Source organism: Sphingobium wenxiniae (assembly GCF_007830065.1).
GTDB lineage: Bacteria > Pseudomonadota > Alphaproteobacteria > Sphingomonadales > Sphingomonadaceae > Sphingobium > Sphingobium wenxiniae.
The window spans coordinates 21103-40039 of record NZ_VLKK01000023.1 but is presented as its reverse complement, the minus strand read 5'-3'; the positions used below and the strand labels follow the sequence as shown (position 1 = coordinate 40039).

The window sequence follows — 18937 nt, the reverse complement described above, 5'->3', positions numbered from 1 at the left end:
GCCAGCCTCGATCCGCAGCCAGCCTGACAGCTTCTCCGCATACGGGTCCAGCTTGCTCGGCCGCTCGGGAACCTTGAACTGCGGCTCTACCGTGTCCGCCCGCAGGTACTTGCGGATCGTGTTGCGCGACAAACCAGTGCGCCGCTCGATCTCCCGGATCGGAACCTGCTGCCGGAAATGCCAGCGCCGGATTACACTCAATAACGCCATGTCGATCACTCCTGAATCCTCCGACCAATCAGCCAGAGGGAAGTCAAAACATGGGTCACTTCTCAGTGGAAACTTATGCCCCTCCCGGGTCAACTCTCAGTGGAAATCAACAGCCGGGCCACTATTTTGCCGACAATGCCAACACGCTGAGCGTCGATCCCTACGCGCTGCTGAACCTCAAGACCGGGTTCGATGCGGGCAAGCACTGGTCGGTCTATGTCGAGGGCCGCAATCTGACCGACAAGCGTTACATCGCGACCGTCGCGATCGCAGGCGTCGCGAACGCCAATTCGGAGATCTTCAACCCAGGCACCGGCCGCGCCGTGTTCGGCGGCGTTCGCTTCACATGGTGACGTCGACCGACACACGATCGCCAACACAGGCAGGCACCGCCTATCGCACGATCTGGCGCTGGCATTTCTACGCCGGGCTGTTCGTGCTGCCCTTCATCCTGATCCTCTCGATCACTGGCGCGATCTATCTGTTCAAACCGCAGATCGAGCGCTGGGAGGAGCGTGCATGGCTGAACCTCGGGACTGAGGGGGCGGTATCGCCCGACGCGCAACTGGCGGCAGTGCTCGCGGCGAACCCCGGTGCCCGGTTCGACAATTACCGGCTTCCCCGAGAGACGGGTGATGCGGCGATGGTCCAGCTCGGCACCGCGCAGGGCGACAAGCGTCAGGTCTTCGTCTCCCCGCAGGGCAAGGTACTGGGGAGCTTCGATCCCGACACGCGCATCGCCGACACGGTAGCGCGCATTCACGGCACGCTTCTGCTCGGCACATGGGGCGACTGGCTGGTCGAACTGGCGGCGAGCTGGACGATCGTGATGATCCTGACCGGCCTCTATCTCTGGTGGCCCCGTCCATTCCGGGCCGCCGGCACGTTCTGGCCACGTCTGTCGCTCAAGGGCCGACCGCTCCTGAAGGACATCCACCACGTCACGGGCTTCTGGATCGCAGGGCTGGTGCTGATCATGCTTGCGAGCGGCCTGCCGTGGGCGGGTGCCTGGGGCAGCGCGTTCAAATGGGCGCGGACCGAGCTGGGGCTGGTCAGTGGGCCGCAGGACTGGAAGATCGGCGCCGATGGCGGCCATGCAGGCCATCATGGGGCCATGCCTATGGCTATGCGGCCTGCCTCGAACGAACCGAGCCTGTCGCTCGCCACGTTCGTTGCCAAGGCGCGCGGCGAAGACATGGCGTTTCCGGTCATCGTGTTGCCACCGCATGCGCCGCAACGCTTCGGTCCGCCCACCGGCGAGGTCTGGACAGTCAAATCCGAGGCGCAGAATCGCTGGCTCGGCCGGCAAGTGACCTATGAACCCATGACGGGCGCCGAGACGGGGCGCCGCGGCTTTGCCGACCAGCATGTCATCGACCGCATCGTCAACACCGGGGTTGCCTGGCACGAAGGCCAGTTGTTCGGCTGGGTCAATCAACTGATCGGCGTCGTTACCGCACTCGCGCTGGTCACCATCAGCATCCTCGGCGTCGTGATGTGGCTCAAGCGCCGGCCGCAAGGTGCGTTGGGTGCGCCGACTGCGATCACCGGCCGGGTGAAGCCCGCGCTCATCGTCACCTTCGTTCTCCTGGCGCTGCTGCTGCCGCTGTTCGGCGCTTCAGCGACGATCATCCTGGCGGTCGACTGGCTCGTCCGCCGCTCCACGCCTTCCCCGACATCCTGACCCCCGAAGGAGATAGACCGATGCGTTTTTCAACCTCTTTGATCCTGGCCAGCACGGTTCTGATGACGCACGCGACGGCTTTCGCCCAGCAGGCCACACGTTCACGCGTCGGAACACCGGGCCCGCCGCGATGCCGGCGGCCGCGAGCCAAGCGGCGATCGCCCGAACGGTGCGCGGGCTGAGATAGGCGGTTGCCCCCTCACCCTCCTGGTCACCCTTACTGGGGTCACTACACGAAAGTGACATTTAGGTACGCTAGAGGCCTACGAAGATGGAACGTCAGGCTTTTGCTTTTGCTGCCACTCCTTCGAGTGCCCTGTATAGGGCGGTTTTACCGACCTTGAGACGGGTAGCCGCTTCGCGGACCGTCAACCTTGCCGCGATATGGTCCCGCGCCTTTTTGAGCTTGTCGGGCGTAATGACCGGACGCCGTCCACACATCGGATGCCGAGTAAATTTCGCTATAGCGATACCAAGCCAACTACACTGTCTGGCACGCGCCGGTCACTTCACTTCCCCTGTCCCGACCGGGTTTCGGTGTAACCGTACGCGCGTAAAAATCCTTCCACCGCAGCGGCAACGGCCAGCTTCGGATCGATTTGAGGCTTCGTACCGTAGAGGAGCGGTTCGATGACGCCGGCTTCCAGCATCCCCTTGAGATGACCTGCGGCGATGCCTGGATCGAAGGCGCGGATAGCGCCCTTTTCGCACAATCGCGCGAGATACGCTTTCATCCCTTCCCACCCGCGCTTTGGCCCGCTCTCATAAAGCCGCGCGCCAACCGCGACATGCGCGCCCTCCGCTACCGCTGCCCGTATGACGGCGAGCGTTTCAGGGGTCGCCATAAATTCAAGATACGCCTCGCCAAATCGCTGGAGCACGAGATCCACTCGGGGTTCGGACGGATCGAGCAGATCCATCACCACCTGCCCCTGTTCTGCTACCGCCTCGAGCATGGCGGCGACGAACAACTCCTCCTTGGATTTGAAATAGCCATACAACGTCGCCTTCGACCCGCCGACCCGCTCCGAGATGGCTGACATGCTGGTCCGTTCATAGCCCAACTCACGGAACACCGCATTCGCCGCTTCGATGATGGCGTTGCGCCGGTCGTCTGTCCGTACCCTCATAATCAGCATCTCTCCTTTCCTGAACCCAATGGTACAGTTTTGCCTTGTCGATGCAAGCTTACGTCTATAACGAGACCGTTCAGTTTATTATAGGTTGGTGACGTTGTGGGAAAACTGTTTCATCCAAGCCAAGCCGGGCCAATGGCTGTGGCCGCGCTCCTGCTGAGTGGATGCGCGGCGCTTCCGGCAAAAAACGACCTGCGGCCGATCGCGCAGCCCGGGCAATTCGCCAGTAGCACAAGCCTTGCCGCGCCCGTTGCCGCCTGGCCGTCCGATCGATGGTGGACGGACTTTGGCGATCCGCAACTCGACGCCCTGATCGAAGAAGGTCTGGCGGGCGCTACCGGTCTTCGCGTCGCTCAGGCACGCTTCGCCCGGGCCGAGGCCCTGGTCCGTCAGACGCGGAGCCGGCTGCTGCCCTCGCTCGCCGCCGATGCACAAGGCGGCGTTACGAAGCAGAGCTATAATTATCTCATCCCTGGCGACTTCTCGCCCCGGGGTTGGCCCGACTATGGACAGGGCGCGCTCCGCCTCGATTGGGAACTGGACTTTTGGGGTCGCAATCGCGCGGCGCTCGCCGCAGCCCGATCGGAGGCCGAAGCCGCGGGAGCGGAAGCCGCCGCCGCCAGACTGGCGGTCTCGGCCGGCATCGCCAGCGCCTATGCCGATCTGACCGGATTGTATGCCGAGCATGACGCGGTGGTCGACGCGGTCAAGGTGCGTAGCCGCACCCTGGAACTGATGCAGGGGCGCAAGGCCCAGGGGATGGAAAATGACGGCGCGGTCGAGCGCGCCCGCTCCGCGCTGGCGACGGCACAGGGCGAACGTGCCGCGCTTGAAGAAAGCCTGTCGCTCACGCGCAACCGCATCGCGGTGTTGCTCGGGGCCGGCCCAGACCGGGGGCTATCGATCGCCCGTCCGTCCGTGTTGTCCGACACCGCCTTCGGTCTTCCCGCGAACCTGCCCGCCGAACTGATCGGGCGGCGGCCCGACATCATCGCCGCGCGCCTGCGCGCCGAAGGATCGGGAAGTCGGATCAGGGAGGCACGTGCGGCCTTCTATCCGAACATTAACCTTGCCGGCCTGATCGGCCTCCAGGCGCTCGGTATCGATAACGTGTTCAAATCAGGCTCCACCTTTGGAACGGCCGGGCCCGCGATCAGCCTGCCAATTTTCGATGGCGGTCGACTCCGCGGCCAATATCGGGCAGCCGAGGCTGATTACCAGAACGCGGTAGCGCAATATGACGGGGCGCTCACCCAGGCGCTGGGCGAGGTCGCCGACGCGACCGCCAGCCAGCGGGCGCTGGGCGAGCGGCTTGGTCGCGCGCAGGAAGCCGAACGCGCCGCCACGGCTGCCTGGACAGTGGCCAACAACCGCTATCGCGGCGGCCTGGCCACCTATCTCGACGTCCTCGTCGCCGAAGACGGCCTTATCGCCACCCGCCGCGCCGTCGCCTCGCTCCAAACCCGCGCCTTTGCCCTCGACGTCGCTCTCGTCCGCGCGCTCGGCGGCGGCTTTCGTTCCTGAAGGATAACAGTCCCGTGTCCAAGACAACCCATATCATCGAACATGACGTCCACACCATCATCGAGGAAGAAAGCCCCGGTGAGGTGCGCGCGCGCAAAGGCAAGCGTACGCGGCTGTTCATCGCGCTGACGGCGACTGTCGCGGTGCTTGGGAGCGGCTACTATGCCTATGATGTCCTGATCGCCTCGCAGCATGTCGAGACCGACAATGCCTATGTCGGGGCCAATGTCGCGCAGGTGACGCCGCTGGTCGGAGGCCCGGTGCGCGAAGTGCTGGTCGATGACACCCAACCCGTGAGGCGCGGCGAGATCCTTGTCCGGCTCGATGATACAGATGCGAAAATCGCTCTCGCCCGCGCCGAAGCCGAGTTGGCGTCGGCGGTCCGCCGGGTGCGCGGACTGGTTGCGACCGACAGCGTCTTGGGAGCACAGATCGCCGCGCGCGTCGCCGACCAGACCAGCGTCGAGGCTCAACTCACCGCCGCCCGTGGTGATCTCGACAAGGCGCGCATTGATCTTCAGCGGCGCGAGGCATTGGCAGCCTCGGGCTCCGTATCGGGCGATGAACTCACGGTAGCGCGCAATGCCCAACACACCGCCCTCGCCAGGGTAAAGGCGGCCGAAGCGGCCCGGGCACAGGCGCTGGCCAACCGCACGGCCGCCATCGGCAGCCGTGATGCCAACAAGGCGCTGATCGACAATTCGACGATCGACGCCAACCCGGAGGTCCTAGTGGCTCGGGCCGCTCGCGATCAGGCGCATGTCGATCTTGAGCGCATGATCCTGCGCGCCCCGATCGACGGGGTCATCTCCCGGCGGCAGGTCCAGATCGGCCAGCGCGTGCAGCCGGGCCAGGCCCTGATGGTGGTTGTCCCAATCCAGGGTGCCTATGTCGATGCCAACTTCAAGGAAGTTCAGCTTGCGAAGGTTCGGCCCGGACAACCGGTCCGGCTGACATCGGACCTCTATGGCGGCAAGGTCGAATATCATGGTCGCGTGGTTGGCTTTTCGGGCGGCACGGGCGCCGCTTTCGCGGTTGTGCCAGCACAGAACGCAACCGGCAACTGGATCAAGGTGGTGCAGCGTCTTCCGGTTCGTATCAAACTGGATCCCAAACAACTCGGCGAACATCCCCTGCGCGTTGGCCTGTCGATGAGCGCCGACATCGACATCTCGAACTGATCGCCAGGAGCCTCACCTGATGGCAACCGCTTTTTCCGCCCGCGCAACGGCTCTGCCCGCAGGGCCGCTCACCGGCACGACGCTCATCCTCGCCGCGATTGCGATCGGGCTCGGCAATTTCCTGGTCGTGCTTGACACGACGATCGCCAATGTCTCGATTCCGACCATCGCGGGCGCGCTCGGCGTGTCATCGTCGCAGGGGACCTGGGTCATCACCTCCTATGCGGTGGCCGAGGCGATCACCGTCCCGCTCACGGGCTGGCTCGCCAAGCGGTTTGGGGCGCAGCGCGTGTTCATCACCTGCTATCTGGCGTTCGCCCTGATTTCTCTGATGTGCGGTCTTGCCGGGTCGCTGGGCACGCTGATTGGCGGGCGCGTCCTGCTCGGTCTGTTCGGCGGCCCGATCATGCCGCTCTCGCAGATGCTGCTGTTGCGCATTTTTCCCCCGGAAAAGGCGACATTGGCAACGGTGATCTGGGCGATGACGACGCTTGTCGGCCCCGTGGCCGGCCCTATACTTGGCGGGATCATCTGCGACGGTGTGGGCTGGGAGTGGATCTTCTTCATCAAGGTGCCGGTTGCAGCGGCCGGCGGCCTTGCCGTCCTCTACTTCCTGCGCGGCCAACCTGATCCCACCGCCCCTGCCATGATCGACAAGGTCGGGCTCGCACTCCTGATTCTTTGGGTCGGCGCTCTCCAGATCATGCTGGACGAGGGCCGCAACCATGACTGGTTCGCTGCTGCCGAAATCCGCTGGCTGGCAGCGATCGCCGCGATCGGCTTTGTCGCTTTCCTGATCTGGGAGCTGACCGACAAGAACCCTATTGTCGATCTACGGATTTTCCGCCATCGCGGCTTCGTCGCGGCGTCTGTCACCTATTCGGTGGCGTTCGGGGCCTTCTTCGCAGCCATCGTCCTGCTGCCGCTCTGGCTCCAGCAGAATATGGGCTACACCGCGACCTGGGCCGGCTACGCGACCGGGATGATGGGCATATTTGCCGTCCTCTCGGCGCCAGCTATCGGTAAGCTGACAGAGAAAATCGATCCCAGGTTGATCGTATCGCTCGGCATCGTGGGCCTCGGGGCGACTGTGGCCTGGCGGATGACTTTCAACTCGGACGTCACTTTCCTGCAGATGGCCTGGCCAACACTCCTGATGGGTCCGTTCATGGTCATGTTCTTTGTGCCTGTCACCGGTCTTGCGATGGCGAGTGTGGACCCAGACGAGCAGGCGACTGCCGCCGGCCTCACGAATTTCATGCGGACATTAGGCGGCGCATTCGCTACCTCGATCGTGCAGACCGGCTGGGCCAACGCCGCGCGGGAAAACCAGACCGAACTGGCCGGCGCCATGCATCAGGGGCAGGCGACGCTTGAGGGCATGATCGCCGACGGCATGTCATATCAATCCGCGACCGCGGCTCTGACCAGCCTCGTCGAGGGTCAAAGCGTGATGCTGGCGACGCTGAACATGTTCGCCGCTATCACGATCTGCTTCGCGTTCGCCGCCACGCTCATCTGGCTGGCGCCCAAGCCAAAGGGTCCGATCGATACCAGCGGAGCCCATTAGACTGTGCGTTATGATCCAACGCCGCCTTATTCCCATATTCCCGGACTTATGTTTGGCGGGACAGCCGTCACGCTGGGTGCTGATCAAGCGTCTGTGGCGGCCCCCGTCAGCCTGCCAGCCGGCGCCCCCACTCGGCGTCCCCAAGCCCCCTCGCCGAGGTCGGTTGGCAGGTACCCTCGACCAGACGACGAGGTGGAAGCGGCCGATCGGCCGCTGGCCGATGTCACTGGACCTCCCATCCTCACGCCGCTCGAACTGCAGGCTCTACTGGTGGGATTGTCCGATGGCCGGCAACGGCAACGTATCAAGCAGCCTGAGGCAAGAGGTCCGCTGCGCACGCTTTTGCGGCAAATGTTCGGAGCGACGGGTGTTCCACCGCTGGCCAATCCGAAACTCGAAGCCCTGCGCGCGTTTGCGATGCGGCACGCGGGAGGGGGCGCCTGTTTCCAAAGGGAAACTGATGGCCATCGTCTGGCGCCAGAGCTTGTCGCGGCGGCGCGGCAATATCTAGATCAGTGCGATCGCACGGCGGCAGGGGACTGGTGACTGGATTGCGACAGGATGGACGATGAACAGAAGCCAACAGAAACCATGGTGAGCAGCGTAAGGGTTCATTCAGTTCCCGACCACTTAGGCTGCTCCAATATCGATCATCTCTTCCTGCGTCTCTTTTTATTCGGCGTTGGCGCCTCCTGGTAGATTGGAGTCTCCTGGTTCCTCATCCACCACTGGGCCAATCGGGAACAGGAGCAGTGTCGAGGTTGCGGACGCGCAGAGCCGCCCTTGCGCGTCGAGCAGCCGCGCTTCTGAGAAGGCGACCCGCCGCCCAAGCGAGACCAACTTTCCTTCAGCCCGCACCGGGCCGCTTTTATCAGTCAAGGCACGATGATAGGCGACCTTCAGTTCGAGCGTCGTATAGCCCTGCCCTGCTGGAAGGCTGGAGTGCACGGCGCAACCACAAGCGCTGTCGAGCAGGGTCGCGGCATAACCGCCATGCACCGAGCCGATCGGATTGAAGACCTTGCGAGACGGCGAACCCTCGAAAACGACGCGTCAGCGCTCTAACCCGACGAGAGCGAACTCAAGCATTTCGCCGATCGGCGGATGGATATCAGCCTTCATGAGCGCGGCCAACTGGTCGTGGCCGTCAAGGCCCTCCTTGTTGTCGAGGATGTTCATGCCGCGCGGCCTTTCTGCGCCGAAGCGCGCTGGCCGGGAGTCGTCCTTTCGTCAATCCAGGCGCGCGTCGCGGTCAGCAATTCTTCCGACAGCACGGGGTCGTCGATAGACCGGGCGAGGATGAGCGCGCCGACCATCGCCGACCACCTGCCGATGGCTGCCCTGCGGCGCTCAGTGGCATCGCCCTCTGCCATGGTGCCCGCAAGACTTTCGATCTGGGTCGCAACGACCTGCATCATCGACGCGCGCGCTGCCGGCGACTGCTGCCGCATGAGACCGGCCAGGGAAGCCATCGGGCAGCCTCGTTCGGGATGGTCGCGATGGGGCACGGACAGATAGGTGTCGATCCACGAACCGATATCGTCAGGATCAGACTGACTACCGGCAACATGGCCGATTGCGTGGGCGATCAGATCGTCCTTCGATTTGAAATGCCCATAGAAGCCGCCATGGGTCAACCCCGCGGCCTTCATCACCTCCGAGACGCTGACCGCATCGAAACCTTTCTCGCGGAACAGGCGTCCCGCCTCGGTCAGGATGCGGATGCGGTTCTGGGCCATCTGTTCCCGGCTTACTTTCATTTTCGTCTCCGCATGCCATTGACATTATCATGATAGCCATCATATCAACATCATTGATGACGACTATCATGAATATAGTTTCAATGCCATGAAAGGGCAATGCCATGACCGCCAAACCATCCGTTCTCATCACCGGCGCATCTACCGGCATCGGCGCGGGCTACGCCGATCGCTTCGCGCGGCGCGGCCATGATCTGGTGCTGGTCGCGCGCAACGCAGCGCGCATGGAGGCGCTGGCCGAGCGTCTGCGGAGTGAGACCGGCGTTACGGTCGACATCATGACGGCGGACCTCGCCGATCCCACCGAGCGCGCCGTGGTGGAGACTCGGCTGCGCGACGATGCGCAGATCGAAATCCTCATCAACAACGCCGGGACGACCCTGGCGGGAACCTTCCTCGATCAGTCGACGGACGATGTCGAGCGGCTGGTGACGCTCAACACGACGGCTCTGGTGCGGCTTGCCCACGCCATTGCCCCGCGCCTCGCGCAATCGGGCAAGGGAGCGATCGTCAACATCGGTTCGGTGGTCGGCCTCGCGCCGGAATTCGGGATGGCCGTCTATGGCGCCACCAAAGCGTTCGCCCTTTATTTGTCGCAAGCCCTCAACCTGCAGCTCGGCCCGCAGGGCGTCTATGTGCAGGCGGTACTGCCCGCCACGACCCGCACCGAAATCTGGGACCATGCCGGCGTTGATGTGGACACCTTGAGTGGTGTGATGGAAGTGAACGACCTGGTTGACGCCGCGCTCGCGGGTTTCGATCGCCGGGAGGCGGTCACTATCCCGCCGCTGCATGAAGTCGGAAAATGGGATGCCTATGACGCGGCGCGTCAGGCGATGCTTCCCGGCATTTCGCAGTCGCAGCCCGCCGCTCGCTACATCGCGGACGCCTGAAGGGCAGCGAAAGCCAAGCAGACGCAATCCTATCATCACAACGAAAGATCGAGACAATGACCCAGACGGACCTGTTCAATTCCTACGACCTCGGCGGCCTCACGCTGACGAACCGCATCGTCATGGCGCCGCTGACGCGCAACCGCGCCGGAGTTGGCCTCGTGCCCAGCGCGTTTGCGGCGGACTATTATGCCCAGCGCGCGAGCGCCGGGCTCCTCATTACCGAGGCGACTCAGGTCTCTCAGCAGGCCCAGGGCTATCAGGACACACCCGGCCTCTACACGCCCGAGCAGATCGCGGGCTGGCGCACAGTGACCGACGCGGTGCATGCCAGGGGCGGCCGCATCTTCGTCCAGCTCTGGCATGTCGGCCGCGTCAGCCATATCGATTTTCATGACGGCGAAGCGCCGGTTGCGCCATCGGCGATCCGTGCAGAAACGAAGGTTTTTGTGAACAACGGCTTTGTTGAGGCGTCGCAGCCGCGCGCGCTCGAACTGGACGAACTCCCCGGCATCGTCGAGGATTTCCGCAAGGCCGCTGCCAACGCGATCGAGGCCGGGTTCGACGGGGTCGAAGTGCATGGGGCGAACGGCTATCTGCTCGACCAGTTCCTGCGGGAAGCCAGCAACGTCCGCTCCGACGCCTATGGCGGTTCGATTGAAAACCGCGCCCGCCTGCTGATCGAAGTAACCGCCGCTGTGGCGGATGAAATCGGCGCGCAGCGCACGGGTGTCCGTCTCTCGCCCGTGTCACCCGCAAATGGCACGGTGCCGTCGAGCGACGAGCAGCCGCAGTTCAACCATGTGGTGGAAGCACTCGACGCGCTCGGTATCGCCTATATCCACGTCGTCGAGGGGGCAACCGGCGGGCCGCGCGATGTGGCGCCGTTCGATTTCGATGCGCTGCGCAAGGCGTTCCGCAACACGTATATCGCCAACAACGGCTATACCCTTGAACTGGCCAAATCCCGCCTCGGCGAGGGCAAGGCGGACCTGATCGCTTTCGGCCACGACTTCATCGCCAATCCCGATCTGGTCGAACGGCTGAGAAGCGGCGCGCCGCTCGCCCAGATGAACCCGGCCACGATCTATGGCGGCGGCGCGCAGGGCTATACCGATTATCCTGTCGCCGTCATCACCGCTGACGCCTGATCCGGAGTAGCAGAACCATGAAGGCCTTCATCCTCGACCGCTACGGCAAGCAACAGGCGCTGCGTCCCGGCGACATGCCGGAACCGACGCCCGGCCCCGACGACGTAGTGGTCGAGGTGGAGGCTGCGGGGCTGAACCTGCTCGACTCCAAGATCCGGGACGGCGCGTTCAAGCCGATCCTGCCCTACAAGACGCCGCTTGTCCTCGGCCATGATCTGGCTGGCACCGTCGTCAGGGTCGGTGCTGATGTGCGGCGCTTCAAGCCGGGCGACGCGGTGTATGCGCGTCCGCGCGACGGGCAGATCGGCACTTTTGCCGAACGGATCGCCGTCAAGGAGGGCGATCTGGCGCTCAAGCCCGCCAGTCTGTCGATGGTGGAAGCCACATCGATTCCGCTGGTGGGGTTGACGGCCTGGCAAGTGCTGATCGAGCGGGCACAGATCAAGCCGGGGCAGAAGGTGCTGATCCATGCCGGATCGGGCGGTGTCGGCACCTTCGCCATCCAGCTCGCCAAACATCTTGGCGCAACCGTTGCGACGACGGCCAGCGCCGCCAACGCCCCGATGCTGAAGGACTTGGGGGCCGATATCGTCATCGATTATCGCAGCCAGAAGTTCGAGGAGGAACTGTCGGGCTACGACGTCGTCCTAAACAGCCTCGACGCCGCAACGCTGGAAAAATCGCTCAAGGTCCTGAAGCCCGGCGGCAAGCTGATCTCCATTTCCGGCCCGCCCGATCCTGCCTTCGCGCGCGCGCAAGGGCTGAACGCGGTGCTTCGGCTCGTGCTGCGCCTGATGAGCGCGGGCATCCGCCGCAAGGCGAAGCGCGCGGGTGTCGATTATTCCTTCCTCTTCATGCGCGCCGATGGTGAGCAACTTGGCGGGATCACGAAGCTGATCGAGAACGGCATTATCCGTCCGGTCGTGGATCGTACATTCCCGTTCGAGAAACTGAACGACGCCTTTGCCTACATCGACACTGGGCGCGCCAAGGGGAAGGTCGTCGTCACCCTGAAATGACGCGATATCCACAAACAAGGATTCCAACATGGCCACCCACTTCCGCAGCGCCGACTGGAAGACAGTCCCCACCCGCCACGTCGAGGCTACCGGCACGCGCTTCGCCTATCGCCGCATTGGGCCTGATACCGGCGTGCCGGTCGTGCTGCTCAACCATTGGGGCGCGAACCTCGATAATTTCGACCCCTGGATCGTCGAGGGTCTGGCAGCCGACCGCCCGGTCTATGCGCTCGACTATCGCGGTATCGGCACGTCCGGCGGTATAGCACCGCTCAGCATCGCCGAAATGGCGGACGACATGATCGCCGCGATCCGGGCGCTAGGGCTGACATCGATCGACCTGATCGGCTTTTCGCTCGGCGGCTTCGTCGCGCAGCAGATCCTGTTCGACGCGCCCGATCTCGTCCGCCGCGCCATCCTCGCTGGCACGGGTCCTGCGGGCGGAATCGGCATTGATCGGGTTGGGGCGGTCTCGTGGCCTCTCATCGTCAAAGGGCTGCTGACTTTCCGCGATCCCAAGACCTATCTCTTCTTCACCTCCAGCGCCAGCAGCAGGCGTGCGGCCCGGGCGTTTCTCGTGCGGCTCAAGGAGCGGACCCGCGATCGCGACAAGGCGGTCTCGCCCGGCGCGTTCCTGCGCCAGCTCAAAGCCATAAAGGCATGGGGCCAGCAGGCGCAACAGCCGCTGGACACCATCCGAACGCCCGTGCTCGTAGCGAATGGCGACCATGACATCATGGTGCCGAGCGACAACTCGACCGACATGGCGCACCGTATCCCGGGCGCCGAACTCGTCCTTTACCCCGACGCCGGGCATGGCGGCATCTTCCAGTATCACGACGCCTTCCTGACGAAGGCCAAGGCCTTCCTGGCCGCCTGACACGCCAGCCCGCACCGATTAGGATATACGCTATGGACTATACAACGTTCGGCCGTACCGGCCTTCAGCTTTCCAGACTGGCGCTGGGCACCGGCAATTTCGGCACCGGCTGGGGCTATGGCGCCGATCCTGAAACCGCCACCGCCATTCTGGACGCCTATGCCGAGGCAGGCGGGAATTTCATCGACTCGGCCGATGTCTACCAGTTCGGCCAGTCCGAAGAGATTCTCGGCACGGCGCTGCAAGGACGGCGCGAGGATTTCGTGCTCGCCACCAAATTCACCAATGGTGCTGCGCCGGATGCCAACCGGCTGGTGACGGGCAACAGCCGCAAGGCCATGGTCGCCTCGGTCGAGGCGAGCCTGAAACGGCTGAAGACCGATCGGATCGACCTCTACTGGGTGCATCATCCCGATGGCCTGACGCCGATCGAAGAGATCGTGCGCGGTCTCGACGATCTCGCCCGCGCCGGCAAGATCCTCTACGCTGGCCTCTCCAACTTCCCGGCCTGGCGGCTCGCGCGCGCGGCGACCCTCACCGAACTCACGCGCGCGGTGCCGATCGCCGCTGCACAGTTCGAGCATAGCCTCGTCCATCGCGCGCCCGAAGACGACTTGTTCCCGGCCTGCGAAGCGTTGGGGATCGGCGTTGTCACCTGGTCGCCGCTCGGCGGTGGCGTGCTGACTGGCAAATATCGCAAGGGTGAAACCGGGCGCGCCGAAGGGCTCGGCGGCCGCGTCTTCCAAGCGGAGAACACTGCGCTCCGGACGAGCACCGTCGATGCCGTGCTAGAGGTGGCAGAAGAAATTGGCTCGAGTGCCGATCGCGTCGCCATCGCCTGGGCTGCAACGCACGGCGCGGTGCCAATCATCGGACCGCGCTCGCTCGCCCAACTCGACAGCAATCTGGGCGCAGCGACTCTACGCCTCTCGGCAGAGCAGATCGCCCGCCTCGATGCGGCCAGTGCGCCGGTGGCTACGCCACCCCGCGCAACTATTAGGACCGTTGCCTGATGCAATGGAGCACCCCATGTCGCAGAACGCATCTTCACATGAGATTTGAAATCGAGCCCGCCCGACATCGTCCTTGCCCATCAGGTCCGCACTGCGTTCGATGTCCATAACCGAACGCTGAAAGGCGTGCCGCTGACGTGCCCCCCTGCTTTTCCTCCACGCATGATTAGAGTCCGGCCTGATGGAAGGACGGACGATGAAGCGATTGAGGTTCACGGAAGAGCAGACCATTGGCGTGCTGAAGGAGGCGGAGGCCGGTGCCAAGACGGGCGAGCTGGCCCGGCGCCACGGCGTATCCGAAGCGACGATCTACAACTGGAAGGCCAAGTACGGCGGCCTGGAAGTCTCGGAGGCGAAGCGTCTGCGAGCGCTCGAGGATGAGAACGCCAAGCTGAAGCGGCTGCTGGCCGAGACGATGCTCGACAACGCCGGCCTGAAGGATCTTCTCGCAAAAAATTGGTGACGCCCGCTGCGAAGCGAGAGGCGGTCGCTCGTCTCCAGGCGGTCCTGGGGATGAGCGAGCGGCGGGCGTGTCGTGTTATCGGCGCTGATCGGAAGAGCATGCGCTACCGATCGCAGCGGGATGATGATGCCGATCTTCGGTCGAAGCTGCGCGAGCTTGCGCAGCAGCGCCGGCGGTTCGGCTATCGAAGGCTGCACATCCTGCTGCGGCGGGAAGGCGTGGTGATCAACCGCAAGAAGACGCAGCGGCTCTATAGCGAGGAGAAGCTGGCGGTCCGACGCCGGCGGAACCGGCGCCGTGCCATTGGTGCACGGGCTCCGGCACCTGTGCTGGCGCTCCCCAACCAGCGGTGGAGCCTGGACTTCGTCCATGATCAGATGGCGTCGGGGCGCCGGTTCCGGGTGCTCAACATCGTCGATGATGTGACCCGCGAGTGCCTGCGAGCGGTGCCGGACACGTCAATATCGGGGCGCAGGGTCGTGCGCGAGCTAACCGACCTCATCGCCGAGCGCGGCAAGCCAGGGATGATCGTCAGCGACAACGGCACCGAACTGACCTCGAACGCGGTCCTCGCCTGGTGCGGGGAGATGGGGCTGGAGTGGCATTACATCGCCCCGGGCAAGCCGATGCAGAATGGGGTTCTCGTGACGGCGGTGCAAAAAGTGCCGCTAAGCAAGCTATTGAAACATAGCGATAAAAGCCGCGAGAAAATTGTAACCCATTGATATCATTGACCGGTGAGGTTTCTCGACCTTCAGCCGGCGGTGTGTAGGGTCTTTCCTGGGAGGGCCGAGTCGTGGATGCGCCGTTTCGACAATATCTTGGTTGCGAACGGTTTCCGGAGAATTTAACCGAACCCGAAGTCGCGCATTTCTTCTCGCTTTCCGAGGACGATCGGCGAACCGTCCGCCGCCGCCGGCGACCGTTAAACCGGTTGGGCGTGGCGCTGCAGGTTGGTTTTCTGCGCCTCACGGGAGCACCACTCAATTCCGTGGAGATGATTTCGCCGCAAGTGCTGGCTCATCTCGGTGCCGAGCTTGGGATTGCACCGCCCCGGCTTGCCTCAATCCGCGCGCTTTACCGCCGCCACCGCACGCTGTTCGAGCATCAGGACGCGGCGAAACAGGCACTGGGTTTGCGCGACCTCACCGAGCACGGGGAACGCGCGTTGAATGGCTTTCTGCGGCGCGAGGCCGGCGACAAATTCCTCGTGGACGAGTTGGAACAAGCCGCGCGCGCATGGCTCCGTGATCACCACTATGTCCAGTTGCCAACGCGACGGCTGAGGAGTTCTGCATCAGGCGCCCGGCGCCATTACGATGGCGGTCTGTTGGCCGGCGCGGTAGCCGCAGTGGGGATAGAACAGACGAAGGTCTGGCCGCTTGAGCTGTCGGAGACGATGCCAAATGGCAAGACGCGGTTGGAATGGCTTCGAGACAGTCCCGCGTCCCGTAAAACCAAAGGCCTCGCCGACCATATCGCGAAGATCGATTTTCTGAAGAAACTTGGGGCCGACAGGCTCCATCTTGGCTTGGCAGCCGGAATGCTGAACGCCCAGGCGAGATCAATGCTCTACCGCAAGCCTGCGACGCTCAAGCGGATGCGTGGTGAGCGCAAGACCATTGAAATAGCCTGCTTTCTGCGCTTGCAACTGCTGCGTCTCACGGATGGCGGTCTGGGGATGATCGACTACCGGATCGCCGATCTCTGGCGTCAGGCCCGAACCCGCGCCGAGGCGGCGGTCGAGGACGAACTGCGCCGACATCAAGCGTTGGTCTTGCAATTGGCAAGCCTTGTCGACGATGAGAATACCTCCGCTTCCGTCGCGCGCGACCAGATGCGCACCATGTTGGCGCCGTTCCTGCCGGCCAGCGCACACGGTCCATCCACGAAGGTTGGCCGGGTCCGGCGGGAACTGGCGACAGCAGGCAGAGGCGCGAGTGAGTTGTTGGGCGCGGCTTCGTCGATCAGCTTGGACCTGCCGTCGACGCACCCGCTTTCGCAGGCATTGACGACACTGGACCGGGTGGCGGGTTCGGAAATGGGACGATTGCCGGAAGGCACCGCCAATCCATTCGGTCGGACGTGGGCGTTCCTCATCGATCAACCGGACCGCGAGGCCGCCTTTGGCGGCTATAGGGCGGCGACGCTCATGCTGCTCAAACGCTCGCTGCGCAATGGGCAGGCCAGCGTCGACCACAGCCTGGAACACCGTGCTCCTGAGGACCGCCTGATCCCAAAGGCGCAATGGCAAAAGGAACGAGCACGGTTCGTGCGAAACCTCGCCGTGTCAGCCAAGCCGGAAGCGAACATCCGCTGGATCAAGGATGAACTCACGACGGCCCTGAAAGCCATCGATGCGGCGGTGTCGAGAGGCGATATCCGGATTGAAAACGACCGATTGGTCGTTCCAAAACTCAAGGCGGCTCCCGAAGACGAAAGGCTCAAGGCCATTCGCCGCGAACTGTTCGCCGGTGTCGGAAAGATCCAGTTGCCGGATCTGCTGATCGCCATCGATGCCGCCACGCGCTTTTCCTGGGCGCTGTTGGGCAGGTCACCCGCAAGCGAGCATGAACTCATAATCCTCTACGCGGCCCTGATCGCCTTGGGCTCAGATCTGACCGCCGCCGACATGGCGCGCATGACGCTCAATATTGAAGCCGACGCAGTCGGCGAGATGATGCGCCGCATCGAGGCGAATGGTCGATTGCCGGCGGCCAACCGCTTGGTGCTTGATCATTTCAGGACGCTTCCGGTCACCAGGCTGTGGGGAGGCGGAATTCAGGCATCGGCCGACATGATGAGCCTTGATGCAACCCGCCATCTCTGGACAGCCCGCCATGATCCGCGACGGCGCACGCCGGCTGTCGGAACCTACACCCATGTGCTCGACCAATGGGTGATCCTGCATGACCAGGCCGTCGTCCTGAACCGACGGCAAGCCGGGGCCGCTATCGAAGGGGCTCTTCGCCACGAAGCCGTCGATCTCCACCGTGTCGCGGTGGATACGCATGGCCACACACATTTCGGTATGGCGCTGGCCAATCTGGTGGGGTTTGATCTCGCGCCGAGGCTGGCCGGCATGAACAAGCGCAAGCTCTATCTCCCGCGTGGCCTCGATGTACCTGCCAGCCTGCGGCCAATTGTGAGCGAGACCGTCTCAACCAGCGCCATCACTCGGGGATGGGACCCGCTCCTCCGAATTGCGGCATCGACCAAGAGTGGTTGGTGTTCCGCGACCTACGTTTTGGACCGCTTTGGCAGCGCCGCGCGGGGCGATGAGGCGTTTCAGGCAGGGGATGCCTTCGGCAGGCTGTTACTGACCCGCTTCCTGGGCGCTTATCTCGGCGATCCGGCGTTCCGTGGGATGAATGACGCTTTGCTCAGCCAAGGCGAGTCGGTCCACACCCTGCAGCGCGCGATCTATTCCGGGCCGATCGGCGCACGGCATGGCCGCACGCCCGAACAAATGGCCGCGATATCATCAGGCCTGACACTGCTTACCAACGTTATCATGACGTGGAACGCGACCCGGATCGGTGAGGTTCGAGCGCGAATGCCGGACACCTTTCCGGATCATCACATCATGCACATCGCCCCCAATGCGCACGAGCATATCAACACCAAAGGCGTCATCACCATTGACGTCTCGCCACACCGGGATCGGCTCCTGGGCGGGAAACCGCCAGCGGCCGGGATCAGGAGCGTAACATGAAAAACCTCCAGAATGAGGGATATCAATCACTTACCGCGAGCGACGCGCTATTATATCAGCAATTTCAATGGGTTGCTTAGCGACACTTTTTGCACTGCCGTCACGAGAACCCCGCTTCCTGCTCCGCTTCCGAGAAGTTCTCGGTCCGCGGATCCACCATGCCGCCAGGGTCATCGACCATATCGGGCATGAGCTTCATTTTCTTGAGCTCCTTGCGCACATGGTCGATCGCCCGATTGCGGAGCGTCGACTTGAACCACTTGCGCAAGCCCTCGCCATCGGCTGCCGTCGGCGACAGTAACGCCTTGAGCATCGCGTCGTGCACAGCCTCGACGAGGTCTCGGCCTCCGTCCGGGAAGGTCTTCGCCGAGATCTCGCCGCGCAGGATCGACAGCATGCGGTCGGAGATGAAGACGATCAACTCACGGACGAAATTCTGTTCGATGCCCTCGCGGCGGTAGTTGGTGCGTATCGCACTGACGATGACGCCTTCGGGGAAACGGGCCAGCTGACCCTCCTGGACAATCCGTCGCCATGTGCGGTGGTCGTCCGGCAGCGGAGGCTCATCGTCCGCGTCACTCATGAGAATCTCCTCCAAATCTGGACTTCAAAAGGAGAGGCGAATTCTAGCGCGGAAAATCCGGAAAAAAGCTCATGCGCGCGCGCGGCGGAGATTGGATGGCCACGACGTCGAGCGGCCTCCCGCCGTATCACAACCCGTCGACGCCTGACGGCGGC

16 protein-coding genes and 4 pseudogenes are annotated in these 18937 nt (G+C 63.5%); 13 read left to right on the top strand and 7 right to left on the bottom strand.

Annotated elements, in window-relative coordinates; all coding sequences use genetic code 11:
- Window positions 1-210, bottom strand: a pseudogene (locus IQ35_RS18305) (IS21 family transposase); the annotation flags it as partial.
- Between the two features lie 50 nt (window positions 211-260).
- Here IQ35_RS18305 and IQ35_RS18300 point away from each other — a divergent pair.
- Together IQ35_RS18300 and IQ35_RS18295 are read left to right on the top strand one after the other, a co-directional pair.
- Window positions 261-563 (top strand): TonB-dependent receptor, encoded by a 303-nt coding sequence (locus IQ35_RS18300; protein ID WP_242003396.1) that lies wholly within the window; start codon window positions 261-263, stop codon window positions 561-563.
- Window positions 557-1894: a PepSY-associated TM helix domain-containing protein gene (locus IQ35_RS18295; protein ID WP_145075565.1), complete on the top strand. Its 1338-nt coding sequence runs from the start codon at window positions 557-559 to the stop codon at window positions 1892-1894. Before IQ35_RS18300 ends, IQ35_RS18295 begins: the two co-directional genes overlap by 7 nt.
- 96 nt (window positions 1895-1990) lie before the next feature.
- Here IQ35_RS18295 and IQ35_RS21610 read toward each other — a convergent pair.
- Window positions 1991-2116: pseudogene (locus IQ35_RS21610) on the bottom strand (integrase); the annotation flags it as partial.
- Window positions 2117-2403: 287 nt separating this feature from the next.
- Window positions 2404-3024: a TetR/AcrR family transcriptional regulator gene (locus IQ35_RS18280; protein ID WP_158636704.1), complete on the bottom strand. Its 621-nt coding sequence runs from the start codon at window positions 3022-3024 to the stop codon at window positions 2404-2406.
- Window positions 3025-3165: 141 nt separating this feature from the next.
- On the opposite strand from IQ35_RS18280, the gene IQ35_RS18275 reads away from it, so the two are divergent.
- The 4 genes from IQ35_RS18275 (at window position 3166) to IQ35_RS18260 (ending at window position 7851) form a co-directional block, all read left to right on the top strand.
- Window positions 3166-4554 (top strand): efflux transporter outer membrane subunit, encoded by a 1389-nt coding sequence (locus IQ35_RS18275; RefSeq protein ID WP_145075559.1) that lies wholly within the window; start codon window positions 3166-3168, stop codon window positions 4552-4554.
- Between the two features lie 14 nt (window positions 4555-4568).
- Window positions 4569-5735, top strand: a complete 1167-nt coding sequence (locus IQ35_RS18270; protein ID WP_242003395.1) for an HlyD family secretion protein — start codon at window positions 4569-4571, stop codon at window positions 5733-5735.
- A 19-nt stretch (window positions 5736-5754) separates the two neighbouring features.
- A complete protein-coding gene (locus IQ35_RS18265; RefSeq protein WP_145075556.1) occupies window positions 5755-7305 on the top strand; it encodes a DHA2 family efflux MFS transporter permease subunit in 1551 nt (516 codons plus the stop codon).
- 192 nt (window positions 7306-7497) lie between these two features.
- Complete coding sequence (locus IQ35_RS18260) at window positions 7498-7851, top strand: hypothetical protein (protein ID WP_145075553.1); 354 nt, start codon at window positions 7498-7500, stop codon at window positions 7849-7851.
- 126 nt (window positions 7852-7977) lie between these two features.
- On the opposite strand, the pseudogene IQ35_RS21600 reads toward IQ35_RS18260, so the two are convergent.
- The 3 genes and pseudogenes from IQ35_RS21600 to IQ35_RS18250 all read right to left on the bottom strand — a co-directional run.
- Window positions 7978-8319, bottom strand: a pseudogene (locus IQ35_RS21600) (PaaI family thioesterase); the annotation flags it as partial.
- Window positions 8320-8358: 39 nt separating this feature from the next.
- Window positions 8359-8484, bottom strand: coding sequence for a hypothetical protein (locus IQ35_RS21770; protein ID WP_260401666.1), 126 nt, complete (start codon window positions 8482-8484; stop codon window positions 8359-8361).
- Window positions 8481-9065, bottom strand: coding sequence for a TetR/AcrR family transcriptional regulator (locus IQ35_RS18250; RefSeq protein ID WP_145075550.1), 585 nt, complete (start codon window positions 9063-9065; stop codon window positions 8481-8483). Before IQ35_RS18250 ends, IQ35_RS21770 begins: the two co-directional genes overlap by 4 nt.
- 104 nt (window positions 9066-9169) lie before the next feature.
- Between IQ35_RS18250 and IQ35_RS18245 the strand changes: the two genes are divergently transcribed.
- The 7 genes and pseudogenes from IQ35_RS18245 (at window position 9170) to IQ35_RS18215 (ending at window position 18199) form a co-directional block, all read left to right on the top strand.
- Complete coding sequence (locus tag IQ35_RS18245) at window positions 9170-9958, top strand: SDR family NAD(P)-dependent oxidoreductase (RefSeq protein WP_145075547.1); 789 nt, start codon at window positions 9170-9172, stop codon at window positions 9956-9958.
- A 56-nt stretch (window positions 9959-10014) separates the two neighbouring features.
- Window positions 10015-11109 (top strand): alkene reductase, encoded by a 1095-nt coding sequence (locus tag IQ35_RS18240; protein WP_145075544.1) that lies wholly within the window; start codon window positions 10015-10017, stop codon window positions 11107-11109.
- Between the two features lie 17 nt (window positions 11110-11126).
- A complete protein-coding gene (locus IQ35_RS18235; protein ID WP_145075541.1) occupies window positions 11127-12128 on the top strand; it encodes an NADP-dependent oxidoreductase in 1002 nt (333 codons plus the stop codon).
- Window positions 12129-12156: 28 nt separating this feature from the next.
- Window positions 12157-13008 (top strand): alpha/beta fold hydrolase, encoded by an 852-nt coding sequence (locus IQ35_RS18230; protein WP_145075539.1) that lies wholly within the window; start codon window positions 12157-12159, stop codon window positions 13006-13008.
- A gap of 32 nt (window positions 13009-13040) precedes the next feature.
- On the top strand, window positions 13041-14021 hold the full coding sequence (locus IQ35_RS18225) for an aldo/keto reductase (protein ID WP_145075536.1): 981 nt from the start codon (window positions 13041-13043) through the stop codon (window positions 14019-14021).
- Window positions 14022-14217: 196 nt separating this feature from the next.
- Window positions 14218-15122, top strand: a pseudogene (locus IQ35_RS18220) (IS3 family transposase); the annotation flags it as partial.
- A 158-nt stretch (window positions 15123-15280) separates the two neighbouring features.
- Window positions 15281-18199: a Tn3 family transposase gene (locus tag IQ35_RS18215; RefSeq protein ID WP_046194694.1), complete on the top strand. Its 2919-nt coding sequence runs from the start codon at window positions 15281-15283 to the stop codon at window positions 18197-18199.
- Between the two features lie 100 nt (window positions 18200-18299).
- On the opposite strand, the gene IQ35_RS18210 is transcribed toward IQ35_RS18215, so the two are convergent.
- Window positions 18300-18782: an RNA polymerase sigma factor gene (locus IQ35_RS18210; protein WP_145075532.1), complete on the bottom strand. Its 483-nt coding sequence runs from the start codon at window positions 18780-18782 to the stop codon at window positions 18300-18302.
- Window positions 18783-18937 lie beyond the last annotated feature (155 nt).